22 protein-coding genes are annotated in these 17,090 nt (G+C 68.8%); 21 read left to right on the forward strand and 1 reads right to left on the reverse strand.

Annotated features, from left to right (window positions below):
- Positions 1-15 precede the first annotated feature (15 nt).
- The 21 genes from ACZ499_RS20340 (at position 16) to ACZ499_RS20440 (ending at position 15,846) form a co-directional block, all read left to right on the forward strand.
- Complete coding sequence (locus ACZ499_RS20340) at positions 16-360, forward strand: hypothetical protein (protein ID WP_468676729.1); 345 nt, start codon at positions 16-18, stop codon at positions 358-360.
- 120 nt (positions 361-480) lie between these two features.
- Positions 481-1,578 carry a recombinase RecT gene (locus ACZ499_RS20345; RefSeq protein WP_468676732.1) on the forward strand — a complete coding sequence of 366 codons (1,098 nt, stop codon included), beginning with the start codon at positions 481-483 and terminating at the stop codon, positions 1,576-1,578.
- 50 nt (positions 1,579-1,628) lie between these two features.
- Positions 1,629-2,726 carry a hypothetical protein gene (locus ACZ499_RS20350; protein ID WP_468676734.1) on the forward strand — a complete coding sequence of 366 codons (1,098 nt, stop codon included), beginning with the start codon at positions 1,629-1,631 and terminating at the stop codon, positions 2,724-2,726.
- 100 nt (positions 2,727-2,826) lie between these two features.
- Positions 2,827-3,420 carry a hypothetical protein gene (locus ACZ499_RS20355; RefSeq protein ID WP_468676736.1) on the forward strand — a complete coding sequence of 198 codons (594 nt, stop codon included), beginning with the start codon at positions 2,827-2,829 and terminating at the stop codon, positions 3,418-3,420.
- A 71-nt stretch (positions 3,421-3,491) separates the two neighbouring features.
- Positions 3,492-3,731 carry a helix-turn-helix domain-containing protein gene (locus ACZ499_RS20360; RefSeq protein ID WP_468676739.1) on the forward strand — a complete coding sequence of 80 codons (240 nt, stop codon included), beginning with the start codon at positions 3,492-3,494 and terminating at the stop codon, positions 3,729-3,731.
- Positions 3,728-4,516 (forward strand): helix-turn-helix domain-containing protein, encoded by a 789-nt coding sequence (locus ACZ499_RS20365; protein WP_468676741.1) that lies wholly within the window; start codon positions 3,728-3,730, stop codon positions 4,514-4,516. The genes ACZ499_RS20360 and ACZ499_RS20365 overlap by 4 nt, the downstream gene beginning before the upstream one ends.
- A 76-nt stretch (positions 4,517-4,592) precedes the next feature.
- The gene (locus ACZ499_RS20370) at positions 4,593-5,048 is read left to right on the forward strand and encodes a hypothetical protein (protein WP_468676745.1); all 456 of its coding nucleotides are present in this window, start codon (positions 4,593-4,595) and stop codon (positions 5,046-5,048) included.
- A 78-nt stretch (positions 5,049-5,126) separates the two neighbouring features.
- On the forward strand, positions 5,127-5,447 hold the full coding sequence (locus tag ACZ499_RS20375) for a hypothetical protein (protein ID WP_468676747.1): 321 nt from the start codon (positions 5,127-5,129) through the stop codon (positions 5,445-5,447).
- Positions 5,448-5,505: 58 nt separating this feature from the next.
- On the forward strand, positions 5,506-6,144 hold the full coding sequence (locus ACZ499_RS20380) for a hypothetical protein (protein ID WP_468676748.1): 639 nt from the start codon (positions 5,506-5,508) through the stop codon (positions 6,142-6,144).
- A gap of 66 nt (positions 6,145-6,210) precedes the next feature.
- Entirely contained in the window at positions 6,211-6,840 is a 630-nt protein-coding gene (locus ACZ499_RS20385) for a hypothetical protein (protein ID WP_468676750.1), read from the forward strand.
- A 70-nt stretch (positions 6,841-6,910) separates the two neighbouring features.
- The gene (locus ACZ499_RS20390) at positions 6,911-7,612 is read left to right on the forward strand and encodes a hypothetical protein (protein ID WP_468676753.1); all 702 of its coding nucleotides are present in this window, start codon (positions 6,911-6,913) and stop codon (positions 7,610-7,612) included.
- A 27-nt stretch (positions 7,613-7,639) separates the two neighbouring features.
- Positions 7,640-8,155, forward strand: coding sequence for a hypothetical protein (locus ACZ499_RS20395; protein WP_468676755.1), 516 nt, complete (start codon positions 7,640-7,642; stop codon positions 8,153-8,155).
- Positions 8,156-8,239: 84 nt separating this feature from the next.
- A complete protein-coding gene (locus ACZ499_RS20400) occupies positions 8,240-8,611 on the forward strand; it encodes a hypothetical protein (protein ID WP_468676756.1) in 372 nt (123 codons plus the stop codon).
- Entirely contained in the window at positions 8,608-9,348 is a 741-nt protein-coding gene (locus ACZ499_RS20405; protein WP_468676758.1) for a hypothetical protein, read from the forward strand. Before ACZ499_RS20400 ends, ACZ499_RS20405 begins: the two co-directional genes overlap by 4 nt.
- A gap of 95 nt (positions 9,349-9,443) precedes the next feature.
- Entirely contained in the window at positions 9,444-10,058 is a 615-nt protein-coding gene (locus ACZ499_RS20410; RefSeq protein WP_468676759.1) for a hypothetical protein, read from the forward strand.
- A 16-nt stretch (positions 10,059-10,074) separates the two neighbouring features.
- Positions 10,075-11,103, forward strand: a complete 1,029-nt coding sequence (locus ACZ499_RS20415) for an N-6 DNA methylase (RefSeq protein ID WP_468676761.1) — start codon at positions 10,075-10,077, stop codon at positions 11,101-11,103.
- Positions 11,100-12,896, forward strand: a complete 1,797-nt coding sequence (locus ACZ499_RS20420; protein WP_468676762.1) for a DNA cytosine methyltransferase — start codon at positions 11,100-11,102, stop codon at positions 12,894-12,896. The genes ACZ499_RS20415 and ACZ499_RS20420 overlap by 4 nt, the downstream gene beginning before the upstream one ends.
- Entirely contained in the window at positions 12,893-13,681 is a 789-nt protein-coding gene (locus ACZ499_RS20425) for an adenine nucleotide alpha hydrolase family protein (RefSeq protein ID WP_468676763.1), read from the forward strand. Before ACZ499_RS20420 ends, ACZ499_RS20425 begins: the two co-directional genes overlap by 4 nt.
- 32 nt (positions 13,682-13,713) lie before the next feature.
- Positions 13,714-14,100 (forward strand): hypothetical protein, encoded by a 387-nt coding sequence (locus ACZ499_RS20430; RefSeq protein ID WP_468676765.1) that lies wholly within the window; start codon positions 13,714-13,716, stop codon positions 14,098-14,100.
- 17 nt (positions 14,101-14,117) lie between these two features.
- Entirely contained in the window at positions 14,118-14,987 is an 870-nt protein-coding gene (locus ACZ499_RS20435; protein WP_468676767.1) for a hypothetical protein, read from the forward strand.
- A gap of 127 nt (positions 14,988-15,114) precedes the next feature.
- Positions 15,115-15,846: a YgjP-like metallopeptidase domain-containing protein gene (locus ACZ499_RS20440; RefSeq protein WP_468676768.1), complete on the forward strand. Its 732-nt coding sequence runs from the start codon at positions 15,115-15,117 to the stop codon at positions 15,844-15,846.
- Between the two features lie 406 nt (positions 15,847-16,252).
- Here ACZ499_RS20440 and ACZ499_RS20445 read toward each other — a convergent pair.
- Positions 16,253-17,090: tetratricopeptide repeat protein (locus tag ACZ499_RS20445; protein ID WP_468676770.1), on the reverse strand; the 838-nt coding region annotated here is incomplete at its 5' end.

Below are 17,090 nucleotides of genomic sequence, written 5' to 3' on the forward strand. Positions count from 1 at the left end.
CCATGGGGGTGGCGTGTGTATCGACAACCGGAACTCCCCTTCGGGGTGGAGGGCGGGGCGCAGGGTGGGCGGGCGGCGCTGGACGTGCTGTTCGGCGCCTTCCATGAGGAGAATCCCTGGGTGTGCGAGGCGCTCGAAGAGCTTGCGGCCGAGTGGATCGATGCGGGCGGTGAACGGGTGGGGATGAAGGCCCTGTTTGAGCGACTCCGCTGGCAGGTAGGGGGCCAGACGAATGGTCGCCCCTTCCGGCTCAACAACTCGTTCACGAGTCGCTATGCGCGCCTGCTGTGTGAGCGTCACCCGGAGTGGGGCGAGGTCTTCGAGGTGCGGCGTCTGAAGTCGATCGACCCCGCCGAATGATAAAAAACACTTGACGGTCAAGTTGTCGTGAAATAGATTTAATGCAGATCTTCACGGATTCCACATGTGTGGAGACAGACGTCTGTCAGGGCGTGAACCGATTCGAGCTTGGAGAGAGACATGGCAGAACCGGTCGTCACTGGACTCGCGATGCGCGAGGACCAGGCGACGTTTGACGACACCCAGCTCAGGGCGCTCCGCGAGCTGCACCCGGATCTGTACGGCACTTCGGCCGCACAGATCCAGGTCTTCTTCCACTGCTGCCGGGCGAGCGGGCTGGACCCTTTCGCGAACCAGATCTACATGATCCAGCGCGGGTCTGCGGGCGATAAGCGGTGGACCGTGCAGACGGGCATCAACGGCTACCGCCTCATCGCGCGCCGCGCCGTGGACCGGGCGAAGGAGGACCTCAGCTACGAGGACACCGTCTGGTTCGACAAGGAGGGCAACGAGCACGGCGTCTGGCTGCGCGAGGAGCCGCCGGCGGCCTGCCGGGTCACCGTGTGGCGGGGCGAGTCGCGGTTCCCAGCGGTCGTCCATTGGAACGAGTTCGCCCCGATGGTCTGGGACTACGAGCTTGAGGAACGGGGCCTCGACCCGACTTGGAGGAGGATGTCCGCCAACCAGATCCGCAAGGTCGCCGAGGCTCACGCGCTGCGCATGGCGTGCCCGCAGGACCTCTCCGGGATCTACGTGGACGAGGAGATGCACGCCGCCGACGCCGACGCCGCCCACGACGAGGTGCAAGTCAAGGTCGCCCAGCTCAAAGCCGGGGCTACCGCGGCGCCGGAATCCGCCGACGCGGAGGACGGGGCGGGTTCGGTGCGGGAACAGCAGCCCGTCGACGAGCTGGCCGAAGCGCGCTCCGCCGTACAGGCCGCAGCCAAGGACGGCGGCCTCGCCTTCACCGCCATCAATGAGCTCTGCTTCAGCAAGTTCAAGACCGCCTTCCAGGACGCCTCGGTCGAGCAGCTCAAGCAGCTGGTGGACACCATCCGGGAGCCCGCCCAAACGCAGCCTGACAAGGAGAAAGAGCAGGCGCCCGCAGCACCCGCGAAGCGTGCTCCCCGCAAGGCCACCGCGACGAAGCCCCCGGTGAAGGCGGCGGCCCGCAAGGCCACTTCCACCGCGAAGGCCCCGGACGCCGAGCCGGAAGCGAAGAAGACCCCGGCGCGCAAGCGCACCCCGAAGACGCCGTCGGCCACGCCCGCCAGCTAGCGGACCGGGCGCCGCATCCGGCGCCCACTCAACAGAGTGCGAGAAGGAACATGACCACCACCGAAAACCCCGCGAGGGGCGTGGCCGTCCCGGATCTGTGGAAGGCCGCACATCAAGAAGACCGAGGTCGGCCCCGCTCCCGCCAGTCCCTCCTCGGCCCGTCCGCCATCGGACTGTGCCGACGGCGTGCCGGGTACGAGCTCCACGGCACCTGGCCGACCGACCTCGAAGACAACAAGCACGCCGCGATCCTGGGCACCTGGGCCCACGAGCCCATCCTGCGGGTCCTGGCAGAGCACCACGGAGCCTTCACCGAGATCGAGGTGCGCGGCGAGCAGATCCTCGGGCACGTCGACGCCTACTGGCCGCCCGCCGACCTTGCCGCGACTCTCCAGGCGCCGAAGCCGAAGAGCGGCTACACCACTCCGTACGGCGTGGTCGAGGACGTCAAGACCAAGGCCGTGTACGCCCTGAAGTCCATCGAGCGAACCGGGCCACGTGAGCACGAGCTGTTCCAAGTGCACCTGTACGCCCACTTGCTGAGGACAGGCCGCCTCGTTGAGCACCCCTACCTTCCCGTCGCCCAGCCGCTGCCGGTGGACGTAGTGCGGCTGCGCTACATCGGGAGAGACTTCGGCGACGAGTTCATCCACCAGCAGGCGTACGACGACGCCATCACGAAAGACGCTTTGGCCTGGGCGGACGAGGTGTTCAACAGCAGCGACCCCGAGCACCTGCCGCGCGACCTCGACGGCCCCAAGCTGAGCAGCATCTGCCACAACTGCGACTGGCGAACAGCCTGCTGGCAGCTTGATTCCCTGCCCGAGGGGCGGGCCGCGCAGACGATCCTCGCGGAGGACCACGACAGCCTCGTCCAGGCGCTGCAGGACTACGCGGACGCGGCCGACATCGCGTCACCGGCCAAGAAGACGATGGCCAAGTCGCGCAAGATCCTCGATGCGGCACAGGCAGGCATCTACGGCGGCTTCCAGCTCGGCTGGTCCGGAGGGAACCCGAGACCTGCCCAGCCGGACCCCGAGGCCATGGCCAAGATCCTCCAAAACCTCCGCATCGACGTTCCCCTCCTGCCGGGCGGGTGCACCAGCCGTTCGATCTCGGTATCGCGCGTCACCTCCGACGACTCCTGACCCAGCCCTTCCCGCACCGGGGCTCGCAGGCCAGCGAGCCCCGGTGTTCGGCGCACCCGCACGCCCTGCGGGACTCCACATCTCCTTCTGGAGGAACACTGTGAGCAGCCACCTCGCCGTCGAGCACGTCGCGGACGATCTCGCCCGCGCCTATGACGGCCAGCCGCTCAGCGACCTCGACCCGGAACGCCAGCAGCACCACCGCACGGCAGCCGAGCAACTGGCCGGACGGCCCTACACAGCTCACCACCGCAACGCCGAGGCGATTCGCGCCCTGGCCTACTACAGCGAGTTCGAGTTGCGTGCGGAGGCCCTGGCCGCCCTCCTGGTCGGCATCCTGGAACGGCCCGCCCATCTCGACGTGCCCGAGAACCTCCCGCCCACCCCGCAGTACCTGCGGCGGCGCCTGGTCGAGCGTCTCGCCCACCTGTGGCCCCAGGAGCACCCGAACTTCATCAACTCGATCGCAGTCGAGTCCCTGGACGTTCTGCACCCCGTTCGTCAGCTTCTGGAGGACAGGGTGGTTACTCTGCTCCACCGCATCGCCCTAGCCGACGCCCAACGCGACCTGGCGCGCCGCACCGCGGTCACACTGGAGCAGACGGCCGCCGAGGCGGAACGGCTCCTCCGTATCGGAGACGCGGAGGCCGCACTGGGGGTTCTGGGCGGCGAGGACGCGGGGGAGCGCCGGTGAACCCGGCATCTCCTGCGGACTGGATGGCGGTCTCTTGGGAGCCGACGGGAGTACAGGGGACACGGACGCGCGTGTTCGCCTACATCGGCACGAGGCACACCAGCACGGCCGACATCGACTTCCTCGCAGTCGAGCGTGCCCTCAACGGCGACCAGCCCCGGCCGTGCCTGGGAGATGAGGAGCAGGATCTCGCAGCGCGTGTCCTGGACGCCCATGGGGAGAGCGCGGCGGCGATAGCCGAACGGCTCGCTGTGAAGCCGCGCACCGTTGCGCGCTGGCGCGAACGGTGGAAAGAAGCGGGTGCAGCGTGAGCATCGAGGCCATTTCCTGGGCAGCGAAGAAGCAGGTGCCCAACAGCGGGGCGAAGTTCGTGCTCATCGCGCTGTGCAACTACGCAGATGACCAGTGGAGTTGCTTCCCCGGCCAGAAGACCCTCGCTTCCTGGACATCGATGGGCGAGCGCACCGTCCGCCGGCATCTGGACTGGCTGGAGGGGAAGGGCTACATCGTCAGCGAACCGCGGTTCGCTGACGGGCGGCGCACGAGCAACCGCTACTTCATCAGGGACCCCGACACCGAGGCGACTCCGGCCGTGGTGGCGCCGAGCCGTGCAGCGCGTCTCTCGGGCCCGGCGCCGCGTACCGGCGTGAAGAACGGAAACCGTCGCCCAAAGCAGGCGGCCGATCTGGCCGCTGGCCAATCTGACCTGCGGCCAGATTCGGCAGAGCAAGCGGCCAATTTGGCCGGACAGGAACCGTCAGAGAACCACCAGGTGAAAGACCCCCTACCCCCGTCGTCGCAACCGGCTGATCCGGGAAGCGGCCCAGGGTGCTCGGCGCACCCGGCAGGCAAGGCCGCCAACTGCCGGGGGTGCGGCACCAACACCAGAGCCAGGAGGGCGAGCGCCCCGGTTCCGCAGCGGCCTGACCCGGCGAAGGCGAGCACTGCCCGGCTGCTGGAGGAGGGCGCGGTGCGGGCCCGGCTCGTACGCGATCTGGAAGCCGCAGGACGGCTGGAGCCCGCCCGGCGCGCCGCTCGGGAGGGCATCGTCCGGCGCCCTCGTGACGGGGCACCCCCCGCCCCACCTGATAAATAACACTTGACGACAGTTACGGAGAGTGATAAAATTATATCAGAACGCAAGACCCCACCCCTTACTACGGGAGGCCCGCATGGCCGCATTACCTCAGCCCACCTTCCTGGAGAACGTCACCCACAACGTGGTGGCGGACGAGCAGGTCGTCCCCAGCGAGCGCTTCGATGAAGTCAACTATCTGACGCACGCCCTCGCGGGACTGCTCGGGACGGCCTACGCCGCCCACGCCAACTGGACGCTCGACTTCGATCACTTTGCCGAAGAGCTCCTCGGTGCTGACGCCCTGGTCCGGCTCGTCCGGCACGGCGCCCGCCAGGCGAACCCGGACCTCGATGGCGACATCACCCTCGGCGAGGAACTGCATGTGCCCACCGACGCCACCCGGGCGCTGATCGAGGCCCTCGGCGCCGTGTACGCCGAGCTCGCCGAGTGGACCCTCGACTCCGCCTACTTCGCCCGGCTCCTCGGTGCCGACACCCTCATCCGCCTCGCCCGGCATGTCGACCCCGAGCGCCGGGGGGCTTTTTCGTGACCTCTACATGTGTCTAGACAATGCAAAGCCTGGCCGCTGACGGGCTGGCTCGGCTTCACAACAGAGTGCGAGAAACCCATGAACCACACCGACATCGCCCGCATAGTCCTGGCTGCCAAGATCAAGGGCGCGCCCCTCCTTCGCGAGGCGCCCTCCACCCTCGGCGTGCCCGACGACTCCGACCGCTACATGCGCGTCCTGCACCTCGCCGGGCAGGCAGACGAACTGTGGGCCTTCAGCCTCACCGACGGCCACCGCTACTGGTGCCTGGAAACCGTCACCGACCAGCACGGTGTCCAGCCCGTGTGCCAGCGGCTCCGCAAGGGCCTCTCCGCCCGGCTCAACACCCTCCACGGCCAAGCCATCGAGTACTTCGCGCCGCGCCCCGTCAGCCCGTGACACCCCCCGGCCCCGGCGTCACCGCCGGGGCCGGTCCCACACCACGAGGAGAGAGACCGTGCACAACACCGACACCCTCGCCGGCGACCTGTACGCCGCCGCCGCCGAACGCGACATTCCCCGCGAGCGCGTGGACGCCGCCGCCGCCCTCCTGGCCCACGCCATCCGCATCGACCGGCACAACCGGCAGGCATCCAGCATCTTGCAGTGGGTCGAGAGTCACCCCATGGCCCTCATGGAGTACTCCATCGACGCCGCCGAACGCGTGCAGGCCGGACCCCTCAGCCCGCTGCTGCGCCGCTACGTCACCTTCCTCAACCGCGTCGGACCCGCCCGCACCGACCACCGCGCCCCGCAGCACGACGCCTGGCCCCTCACCAGCCCGGAAGACCTCACCCATCCCGCATACCTCTTCGACTACGAGGGCCCCGCCAAGCTCAACGACCTACCCCGGCCCGTCCAGTCCCGCCAGCTCGTCGGCACCGTCCTGGCCCACGTCGTGGCGGGCCACCAGGGAGCGGCCAGCGTCGAGCCCGCCACCGGCATCGTCCACTTCAGCTACCGCGCGCTGCCCGGCATCTACATCGCCACCCCCGCCGAGGACCCCGAGCTCCCGCACTGCACTCGGTGCGGCCAGTGGGAGCGCGAGCACACCCAGGCCAGCAACGGCACGTCCTGCGGCTCCTTCTTGCCCTAACCCCCGTCCGCACGGTCCGGCCCCGGCCGTCGCCGGGGCCCGGCCCTTCCCCGCGAGGAAGAAACAGTGAACACCATCGAAACCCGCATCAGCGAGCTCTACCAGGCAGCGGAACACCACGGCGTCCATCCCGCACAGGTCGACGTGGCCGCCGCCGCTCTCCTCTGCGCCTCCCAGGTGGACCGCCGGGCCCACGAGCGCGAAGACCACCAGCCCATGAGCCTGTCCGCATGGATCGACGGGCACTCCACGCAGTTGGTGCAGGGCCTCGTCCTGAACTCCTGCCTGCGCGCGCACGCCCCCCAACTTCAGGGCATCCTCGACCAGTTCCTCGACATCGTGGAGCCGCTGTGCACCACGCGAGCCCGCCCTGTCGAGAGATCGGGCGACATCACGCACCCCGCCTACCGCTTGGACTTCCACGGCCCGATCCGACTGGCTGGCTTCGTCAGCGAAGTCCGCAGCAACCGGTTCATCGGCGCTGTGCTCGGTGGCCTCGTCGTCCGCGACCGCGGGACGGCCTGCATCCGCTCGGGCACCGGGGCGATCACCTTCGCGTACGACCTCACGCCGGGAATCTTCACCGCCACCCCGGCGCAGGACCCCGGGCTTCCCCGCTGCACCGGATGCAACCAGTGGGAACGCGAACACACGCCTGCTGACCGCGTGATCGCCTGCACGACCTTCACCTCCTGACACCCCTCAACCGACGGTCCGGCGCCGCGACCACCCAGCGACGCCGGCACTGGAAAGGACTGCACCAGCCATGACCCAGAAGCCCACCCAGCGGCAGCGGCAGGCCCGCCGCCGACGCAACGACGCCTACAGGGCGTTCGAGATCGCCGAACAGACCTTCTCCATCGCCGTCCTCGATGACCTCACCGCGTCCATCCTGGCCGCCTTCCCCACGGCCACCCACCTCAAGTTCCAGCACTTCCCCGACAGGTCCGCGATCTTGCACGGAATCTGGGGCCGTGCCGACGGCGAGATCACCTGCTTGCAGAGCCGCACTGACTTCGCGAGCGACGCCCACCCGACCTTCGACCTGGACGAGGCCGAGGAAGATCTGCGGGAGTGCCTTGCCCCGCTGCAATCCGTCGCCTGGATGTCCGTGCGCCCCGACTTCGAGCCCGGCGCGCTGTTCACCTTGGACCTGCCCCCTGACAACAGGGCTCCGGCCATCGCCGAATTCGTGCGCGCCGACTACGGCAACGCCAGCGCGCTGGTCCTGGACTACGGCTACGAGGAGCCGCACCTGGTCGAGGTTCTGTCAGGCGCCGAGGACGGCTACAAGGTTGTGGCCGCCGCCCGCCACGACCACCCGGTGTCCACGCTGTTCAACGTGCCCACCGTGAAAGCCATCGGCAGGCTCGCCCGGCAACTGCGCTACGTGCCCGGCGCGCCGCTCCATGACGGGTTCAAGAGCCACGGCCGCTCCCTGACGGTCCTGACCCTGCCCGCGGCCTAACTGCGCCCGCCCGCAAAGGAGTTCACCATGTCCACCGTGCCCGTACGGCACGCCCAGCTCCTGGCCACCACAGCCCTCAAAACCTGGCCCGCGACCATCGGCCTGGAGATCGAGTTCCTCGGCCACAACGACCGCGGCCCCGAAGGCGTCACCTCGTTCGCCGCCCTCCACTCCAAGGACCCCGGCTTCTCCACCGTCCTGCTCCGCGTCGATGGATACGAGCACGTCTCCCGCGGATGCGAGGAAACCGTAGGGGAGGGGAACTACTGCTGGGCTCCTTCGGCCGCCCACTTCTCCCTCCGCGAGCCGGGACCGTGCACGGGCCACCTGCAACCCCTGCGGGTCGGCGACTGGGTCACCCACCCCGAGCGATCCGCCTACGGAGTCGTCAGAGCCCTCGACCCGGACGGCAACGGAATGGTCGTCGTCGACTTCGGCGGCCCGGACCCCATCGGGATCCACACCGCCAACCTCGGCCGCGTACCCGGCCACATCGCTGTCGAGCTCAACCGCACGACACCGGACGTGCCCACCAGCCCCTGACCCATCCACTCCAACCGTGCCTCCGGTGCCGCGTGCGAGACGGCAGCGCAGAGGCCCCCAACCCCCTTCACACAGGAAAGAGACATGAACAACATCCCGATCGTCATCGCTCTGCCCTTCACCCGAGCCGTGTTCGTTCACGAACTCCGCCCCGGCGACGTGTTCACCTTCCGCGACGGACCCACGACCCCGCTGACCATCGACCACACCAACCCACTGCCGATCTCCCCGCAGCTGTCCCTGGTCCGGCTCACCCTGGCCGGCGTCGACACACGCCTTGACCTTCCGCCCAACCTGCCCATCAAAGCCCACCACATGCCGCGCCTGTTCGAACGGCCCTGCCTGCTCTGCACGCAACCCGTGGACGTCACGCTCGACCTGCCCCGGGACGGAGAGCCGCTCGGCGTGATCTGCGGCAGCCACCAGGCCGACACCACACCGGGGGACCACGCATGAGCCACTCGGAAGCGCGCCTCAAGCTGCGCGCAGCCCAGCGGGAAGCCGAGACGGCCCGAGCACGCCGCCTGTACGCCGACGTCATCACCGCCCTGGAGCAGCACGTGCCGAACGTGGAGATCGACAACGTCGGCAACGAGCTGACCATCGCGGTCGTCCTGGCCGACGAGCACCGCATCAGCATCGCAGGCCGCTCCTCCCTGCCGTGGGACGAGGACCGCACCGTGCTCGGCGGCTGGGCCGCCACGTACATCAACGCCGAGAACGGCCAGACGGAGCTCCTGTACGACACAACGACGCCCGAGGACGAGCCTCCCGGCGACCTGTCGGTGGAGCCCCTGGCCGAAGCCGTCGGCAGCTGGGCCACCAACTGGCTCACGGCCCGCGCCCGAGACCGGGACCAGGCCCGCGCCCTGTACGCCGACGTCACCGCTGCGCTCGAACAGCACGTGTGCAACGTCGACGTCGACCACCACGGCAGCCAGCTAACCATCCTCGTCGCCCTGGCCGACGACCACTGGATCAGCATCCAGGGCCGCCGCGCCCTTCCGCTGGACGAGGACCGCACCGCGCTGGGCGGCTGGAGCGCCACGTACTACGACGACGCGCACGGCCACTCCACGGTCCTGTACGACACGACGACGCCCGAGGGCGAGCCCCCCGGCGATCTGTCGGTGGAGCCCCTGGCCGAAGCCGTCGCCAGTTGGGCCACCGGCTGGCTGGCCGAGCACAGCTAGCACCACTCCGCAAGCACCACCCATCCCGGGGGCCGCGCCAGTGCGAGCGGCCGGCCCCCGGGCTCTCAACCATGCCTTCACGCAGGAAAGAGATCATGCATTCCATCCCCACCCGCCGCGGTGACCTGGACGTCGACATCACCGCGGACTTCACCATGGGAAGCGTTGCCTACCGGGTCCCGGACATCGGCACGTTCGTCCTCACCTGGGTCTACCCCCACCTTGAGCGCCCCGAAGATGCCGGAGTCGACGTCCTGCGCATCACCTTCGGTTGGGGTGAGCCGACCTGGGAGCTGAGGCAGGACACCCCGATCATCGCGGGCACCCCGATCGTCGGCTACCACGACACCAACCGAGCCGAAGCCACCGCACGCGACATCTACTTCCACCCCCAGACCATCGGCAAGAAGAAGTACCCCGCGCCCGCACGGGTGGTCCTCCTCACCGTCGACCTGGTCAACGTGCTGGTCGGCCACTGGGTTGACCAGCCGTGGTTCGAAGACCTCCGCCAGGCGTTCATCCACCGCCACGCTGAGGGCATCAAGAAAGACGCCGAATTCCGGGCCTGGCGCTGGTCGCAGCAGATCAAGTTCTGCGAAGAGCGCACGGAGGAAGAGCACAAGATCATCAACCGGGCCCACGAGGTCCTGGAGCGCGGCCCCGTCCCGCCGCCGCCCGGCGCCCCCGTCGACACCGCCCCCTCAGAGTGAGTGGCGGGCGAACGAGATGAAGCAGTTCGACCTCTTTGGCGAGCTCGAAAACAAACTCGCCGAGCGCGCCGCTGAACGAGCCGCCGCACCGCCCAAGCCAGCCACGGCCCAGCGCCCGGCCCGCTCCAAGGGCAAGGCACGCAAGCCGCGCAGTGAGTGGACGCGGGTCCCCCGCAACCCCCACCAGACGGCCCGCACCCTCGGCGAGAACGTCGCCCACGCCTGGCACTCGAACTTCGGCGGCAGCCTCATCGAGATCCCCATCGGTGTCGTGGCCGCGCTGACCCTGTTGCGGGAGCCCGTACCGGACGGAGCCGGGCTGGCCCAGTGGATCCTCAACCTCGACCTCGAAGACCTGCCCAAGCTGTACTCCGAGATCTGGGGCGTGCAGTGGGCTCAGCGGCCTGACCTCATTGACCGGGCCCGGCCGTTGCACCGCTGGCTGGAGGACGAGCCGTACGACCGGCAGACCCTGCTCGCGGTGCGGGCCGTCACCCACACTGCGATTGATGCCGGGGTATTCGCGCTCACCGGGTGGGACGACCCGGATGCACGGTCCCAGACCGATGTCCTCAGCTATGTGCTCATGGAGCTCCGCTCCAAGAGCGCCAGATCAGGCACCGGTGAGTTCCACACCCCGGCCGAGGTCTGCGACTTGATGGCCCAAGTCATGATCGACTCCGATTCGATCACGCCCGGCGGCTGGATCGCCGAACCTTGCGTCGGATCGGGCGGCATGCTGCGCGCCGCCGCCCAGCGGTTACGCGACCTCGGCCGCAACCCGCACGACTACAAGTGGTTCGGCATCGACATCGACCCGATCGCCGCCGCCTGTGCGGCCACCAACGCCATCGTGTGGGACCTCGGCGCCCAGGTCGTCATCGCACGTGGCGACGCTCTCAGCCCGGACATGGGCCTCGCTCAGGCCCTCGAAGAGCGCGCCGAGATCATCCGGCACCGCAACAACGTGGTGCAGGACGCGAGATGGCGCGCCCTGTTCAAGTCGGTCGATCGCCTCTTCAGCTCGGCAGAGGAGGCGGCGTGACGTCCCGACACGACGCCGGTCAGCTGTTCAGGACCCCGCTCTGCGGCGACCAGTTCGAAGGCACGCAAGGCGCCCAACCCACCGAGTCCTGCGTTCTGCCCCTCGGCCACGGGCCCGTCTCAGAAGCGTTCCTCCACAGCGACGGCCGCTACCACTGGGGCCGCCCCAGCCAGAAGCAGGCCGATGCGTTCCTGCGCGCCCAGCTCACCCGCATCGCTTCGTCCGGACCCGGCGGCGAATACACCGTCATGGACTGGTTCTGCGGTGCTGGAGGCTCCTCCCAGGGCATCGACGCCGTACCCGGCGTCCGCGTGTCCTTGGCCGCAAATCACTGGAAACTCGCCCTCGACTCCCACGCCGCGAACTTCCCCCACACCCGGCACGAACGCGGCGACATCCGCAAGCTCCCCGTGCAGAACTGGCCCGTCGCACACGGCTTCTGGGCCTCCCCCGAGTGCAAGTACTGGACCCAGTCGCGGGGCGAACCCGTTGACTACGACTCCAACCAGATCGCACTACCCGGCCTGGAACGGCCCGTCAACGAGGAAGGCGAGCGATCCCGCGCCCTGATGTGGGACGTCCCCAAGTACCTCGAAGGCGTCATTCGACGCGGCCGGCCCGTCCTCTTCGGAGTCATCGAGAACGTTATCGAAGCACGCAAGGGCCGCGACTGGAACCGGCTCGTGCGGGACATCCACAACCTCGGCTACCGCACCCGGTTGATCGCCTTCAACTCGATGCACGCCCAGCGCACCCGCACCCATACTCCGCCGCAGTCCCGCGACCGCCTCTACCTGGCGTACTGGCACGTTTCCCTCGGCCGCGACCCCGACTGGGACAAGTGGCTTCGCCCCGAGGCGTACTGCCCCGGCTGCGACCGGATCGTCTCCGCCGTCCAGGTCTTCAAGAACCCCGCGAAGGACATGGGCCGCTACAGCCAGTCCTACGTCTACCGCTGCCCCTCCACGGCCTGCCAGAGCACCATCGTCGAACCCGAAACCCTGCCCGCACTCACTGCGATCGACGCCACCATCCCCGGCATTCGGATCGGAGACAGACCCAAGACCAAGGACAGGCCCCACGGCCTGGAAGAAGCGACCATCGACCGCATCAAGACGGGTATGGCCACTTTCTGGCTGCCCTTGCTCGTCCCCACAGGCGGGACCTGGCGAGACACGGCCACCCCGCTGGACCGGCCCATGCCGACACGCACCACCAGCGAGAACGATGCACTCGCGCTCCCCCCGCTGCTCGTTCCCCTGGAGGGCCGCACAGGGAAAACCGCAGCACCAGCGAACCTGCCCGCCCGTACCCAGACCGGACGCAACGAGACGGGCATCGCGCTACCCCCCTTCGTCATCCCGATGCGGGGTGGCGGCGACAAGGGCCGAGCCCGGCCAGCAGCCACCACTCCGCTCCATACGGTCAGCGCCGAAGGCAACCATCACGGCTTCGTGCCACCGCACCTGCTCGTCCCGTACTACGGCAAGAGCAAGGCCAGCACCGCGGACAAGCCGGTCGGCACGCTGACCACCCGGGATCGATACGGCCTCGCCGCACCAGCGATCGATATCGACGACGTTCTCTTCCGCATGCTCGAACCCCATGAGATCGCACGGGGCATGGGCTTCGCCGACGACTACATCGTGCTCGGCAACAAGCGCCAGCGAGTGCGCCAGTACGGCAACGCTGTCACTCCCTCGGTCGCGGAACTGATCGTCAGCGCCCTCATCGAAGCCGTCACCGGCGAGGACATCGAGCGCAACACCCAGCCCACCCTGGAGGCGGCGTGAAGGCGTTCAGCTACGGGGGAGGGGTGCAGAGCACCGCGGCGCTGGTCCTCGCGGCACAGCGTGAAATCCCCTACTCCACCTTCCTGTTCGCCAACACTGGCGACGACTCCGAAGACCCCCGAACCCTCCAGTACGTACGCCACATCGCCGCCCGCTACGCAGCGAGCCACCGCCTGGACCTGCGAATCCTCGACCGCCGCAAACGCAGCGGCGAGATCGAAACGCTCTACGGGCGCCTCATGCGGCCCGACTCACGTTCCCTGCCCATCCCCATCCGCATGTCCAACGGAGCCCCAGGCACCCGTAGTTGCACCGCCGACTTCAAGATCAAGGTGACCGGCAAGCAATTGCGCCGCTGGGGCGCCACCCCCAACAAGCCGGCATTCGTCGGCATCGGCATCTCCCTCGACGAGATCCAACGCGCCAACCGGCGCCGCAGCGAACCCCACGAACACATCGCCTACCCGCTGCTCGACCTGGGCCTGCGCCGCGTGGACTGCATGAAGATCATCGCCGACGCCGGGTTGCCCGTGCCGCCCAAGAGCTCCTGCTGGTTCTGTCCTCTGAAGTCCCTTGGCGGCTGGGCCGAACTGAGCAGAGACCGGCCACAGCTCTTCGAGAAGGCCGCCACCCTCGAATCCGTCCTCATCACCCGGCGCAAACACCTCGGCAAGGACCCCGTGTACCTCACCCGGACCGGCCGCCCACTCCACGACGCCATCACCCGCGCCCAGGACACGCTCCCCTTCGACCCCGGATGCGACTCCGGCTGGTGCATGACATGACCCCCAACCCACCCCAACCGAAAGGCGCAGCCATGCCCGACAGCACAGACCTCCTGCGCATCGACGTCGAAGGACAGATGAGGGGCTACTCCCTCTCCGGCCCCGGCGCGCCCGCCCGGATCTGCGCCCGAGCCCTCCTCGACACCCCCCAGGTCATCCACAAGCTCGACCACCCGGCCGGACAGGTCGTGATCCTCGGCGGCCTCCACCGACACAGGAGGAACCCGAACTTCCACGCAAGCGTCCTGGCCCACACTCTCGGGGGCCCTGTCGAAGACCTCCGCGGCTCCATCCTCTTCGTCGGCATCGCCCCGGACGGCGAGCTCACCACCCTGCCCCCAGGCATCCAGGCCATCGCCAAGGACACCTTCACCGCACCCCCGGCCGCCCAGTCCGCCCACACGCCCGGCACCAACTGACCTACGAGGAAACCCGCATGCCCACCAAGAAGTCCACCAAGCCAGACGACAAGCCGCACGGCGCCCCCAAGAAGGAAGACGCCCCCAAGAAGAGCGAGCTCACCGTTCCCGACTTCAGCAAGTTCATCGAGACCACGGCCGAGCTCCTCGGCGACACGTGGAGCCCCGACGACACCGCCACCGAAGAGGGCCTGGCCCACCTCGCCCACAGCGACGGCCGCGTCATCGGAGTCCGCAGGATCTGGAAAGGCAAGGCAGTCCAGACCTGGGCCGTCAACGCACCCGTCCCTGCCCTGGCCGACGACGCCAACGAGCGAATCCAGCAAGAACACGCCGAGCGATTCCCCGAAGCCACCGCCCGCTACAGCGCCGGGATCTGCTTCACCCCCGACCCGCCAGCCCAAAGCGCCGCCAAGATGATCCAGTCCAGACTCCTGCCATCCTTCGAAGGCATCCGCCCCAAGCTCCGCGCCTTCCCGCGCCGCACCAAGCCCAGGGCGCAGCAGGCCACCCCGCCCCAGAACACCCAGCAGCACAAGAAGCCCAAGAAGAAGGCCACAGCCGAACCGGCCAGCTCCGCACCGCAGGAGCAGTCGCCCGCCACTGCCACATCAAGCCCTGAACCGCCGAAAACCGACCCCCAGCCCATGGCGGACAAGGCCAAGCCCCTCCCCAAGGCCACCCGCCCCAGGAAAGCCACCGCGGCGGCCCCCGCACTGGCCACGGAAGAGCCGCCCTCGGCTGACAAACCGAGCCGCGCCTCCACCCGCGCCAGAAGGACACCCGCCACCACAGTGGTGCCCCGGCCCACCAGGAGGGCCACCAAGCCCGCCAGGCCCAGGCCCACCAAGCCCCAACGCCCCACCGCCCCAGACCGCGAGAACTGACCCAACCCCCGCTGGGCGGCGGTCCCCACCGCCGCCCAGCGCCCCTACATAGGTGGAGGCAAAACATGACCCGAGCAGACATGTCCGGAGCAGTCACGACCGACACCACCAAGGAAGCAGGCAAGCCGTGACCCCCAAAGCCACCAACAACGAACGCACCCTCACCGTCGGCAAACTCACCGCCATCCTGCGCACCACCAACCGACGCACCCTCAGCCTCGGCATCACCGACGCCGGCACCGTCCTCGTCAGCGCCCCCCACGGCACCTCCGACGAGACCGCCATCCAACTCATCAAGCACCGGCGCGAATGGATTTACCGACAGCTCAAGCACCACCACGAAACCCGGCCCTTACGACCCGCCAAGAACCTGGTCGACGGGGAACTCTTCCCCCTCTTCGGCACCCCCCACCGCCTCCTACTCGTCGACCCCCGAAGCCAAGGACCTGACATCGCCCCCTACAACTCCCCGAGACACGGCCCCTGCCTCCTCGTGCGCCGACACCTCGCAGCCGAACCCACCAGGGCCCGACAGACCCTCATCAACTGGTACACGCAGCAGTGCCAAAAATGGCTGGATACGCGCGGTGCGGAAATCACCCAATACACGCACGTAACGAACGTCCGGCTACGCGCATCCAATCGCACCACCACATTCACCACCTACCACCCCCGCAAGGAACTCGTCCTCCACTGGGCAGCCGCCCAGCTCAACCACCACACCCTCCAGACCCTCATCACCGACGCCCTCCACCTCCCCCGCACCGGCGACATCCGCCAAGCCGCCAGGGCCTGCCGAACCCTCTGGCTCGGGGACCTGACAGGCACCCCCGACCGAAGTCGTACGCTCACCACCTGACGGCCGACCCCGCGACCGTCGCGCGCCGGGCAGCAGAGCTGATCAACCAAGGCAAGACCCGCAGGGGAGGTCGCGACCGCCCCCACGCGGAAGGCATCGCGGTCTGGGCGCATGGATCCCCGCGCGCAGCGCCGCAGCGATCCCGCCCAAGACGCCCCTGAAGCCGGACGCGCTGCGGCTGGCCCTGGCCGAAGCCTTCTTGGCAGCCGCCCTGGCCTCATGACTCAGCGACCAAACCTAGGGCGAACAGCCCCCATCGGCGCCTAGCAGGCCACGTACTGGGACCCCATCTCGCACATCCACAGCGGGCTGGGGTTCACGTGCATGCCTCCAGCCCCACCGCCGTACTAGGCGTGCCGGAAAGAACCGTGCCATCAGCTGCAATCGGTGTTGATCAACCCTCTCATCAATCGGTCGACTGATCACCGACTGCATCCCCTGCCTTTCCCCGGTAGTAGGCCAGGTTGTGGCGGGTGGTCAGGGTGTCGGGGTGGTCGGGGCCCAGGACCCGCACCGTGTCCTCCAGCAGCTCGGCGAGCGCGGCTGCGGCACCGGCCGCATCCCCCGCCTTTCCTCGGTAGTAGGCCAGGTTGTGGCGGGTGGTCAGGGTTTGGGGGTGGTCGGGGCCCAGGACCCGCACCGTGTCCTCCAGCAGCTCGGCGAGCGCGGCTGCGGCACCGGCCCCATCCCCCGCCACTCCTCGGTGGTAAGCCAGGCCGTGGCGGGTGTCCAGGGTTTGGGGGTGGTCGGGGCCCAGGACCCGCACCATGTCCTCCAGCAGCTCGGCGAGCGCGGCTGCGGCACCGGCCCCATCCCCCGCCACTCCTCGGTGGTAGGCCAGGCCGTGGCGGGTGTCCAGGGTGTCGGGGTGGTCGGGGCCCAGGACCCGCAGCCTGTCCTCCAGCAGCTCGGCGAACGCGGCTGCGGCACCGGCCCCATCCCCCGCCACTCCTCGGTAGTAGGCCAGGTTGTGGCGGGCGGCCAGGGTGTTGGGGTGGTCGGGGCCCAGGACCCGCAGCCTGTCCTCCAGCAGCTCGGCGAGCGCGGCTGCGGCACCGGCCGCATCCCCCGCCTCTCCTCGCCAGTGGGCCAGGCCGTGGCGGGTGGTCAGGGTGTCGGGGTGGTCGGGGGCAAGGACCCGCACCATGTCCTCCAGCAGCTCGGCGAGCGCGGCTGCGGCACCGGCCGCATCCCCCGCCTCTCCTCGCCAGTGGGCCAGGCCGTGGCGGGTGGTCAGGGTGTCG

The sequence above is a fragment of the Streptomyces sp. NPDC031265 genome (genome assembly GCF_055570295.1).

Coding starts and splice junctions, on each gene's coding strand:
- ACZ499_RS20345 (WP_468676732.1), top strand. CDS start 481: ATGGCAGAACCGGTCGTCACTGGACTCGCGATGCGCGAGGACCAGGCG.
- ACZ499_RS20350 (WP_468676734.1), top strand. CDS start 1,629: ATGACCACCACCGAAAACCCCGCGAGGGGCGTGGCCGTCCCGGATCTG.
- ACZ499_RS20370 (WP_468676745.1), top strand. CDS start 4,593: ATGGCCGCATTACCTCAGCCCACCTTCCTGGAGAACGTCACCCACAAC.
- ACZ499_RS20375 (WP_468676747.1), top strand. CDS start 5,127: ATGAACCACACCGACATCGCCCGCATAGTCCTGGCTGCCAAGATCAAG.
- ACZ499_RS20390 (WP_468676753.1), top strand. CDS start 6,911: ATGACCCAGAAGCCCACCCAGCGGCAGCGGCAGGCCCGCCGCCGACGC.
- ACZ499_RS20395 (WP_468676755.1), top strand. CDS start 7,640: ATGTCCACCGTGCCCGTACGGCACGCCCAGCTCCTGGCCACCACAGCC.
- ACZ499_RS20400 (WP_468676756.1), top strand. CDS start 8,240: ATGAACAACATCCCGATCGTCATCGCTCTGCCCTTCACCCGAGCCGTG.
- ACZ499_RS20405 (WP_468676758.1), top strand. CDS start 8,608: ATGAGCCACTCGGAAGCGCGCCTCAAGCTGCGCGCAGCCCAGCGGGAA.
- ACZ499_RS20410 (WP_468676759.1), top strand. CDS start 9,444: ATGCATTCCATCCCCACCCGCCGCGGTGACCTGGACGTCGACATCACC.
- ACZ499_RS20415 (WP_468676761.1), top strand. CDS start 10,075: ATGAAGCAGTTCGACCTCTTTGGCGAGCTCGAAAACAAACTCGCCGAG.
- ACZ499_RS20430 (WP_468676765.1), top strand. CDS start 13,714: ATGCCCGACAGCACAGACCTCCTGCGCATCGACGTCGAAGGACAGATG.
- ACZ499_RS20435 (WP_468676767.1), top strand. CDS start 14,118: ATGCCCACCAAGAAGTCCACCAAGCCAGACGACAAGCCGCACGGCGCC.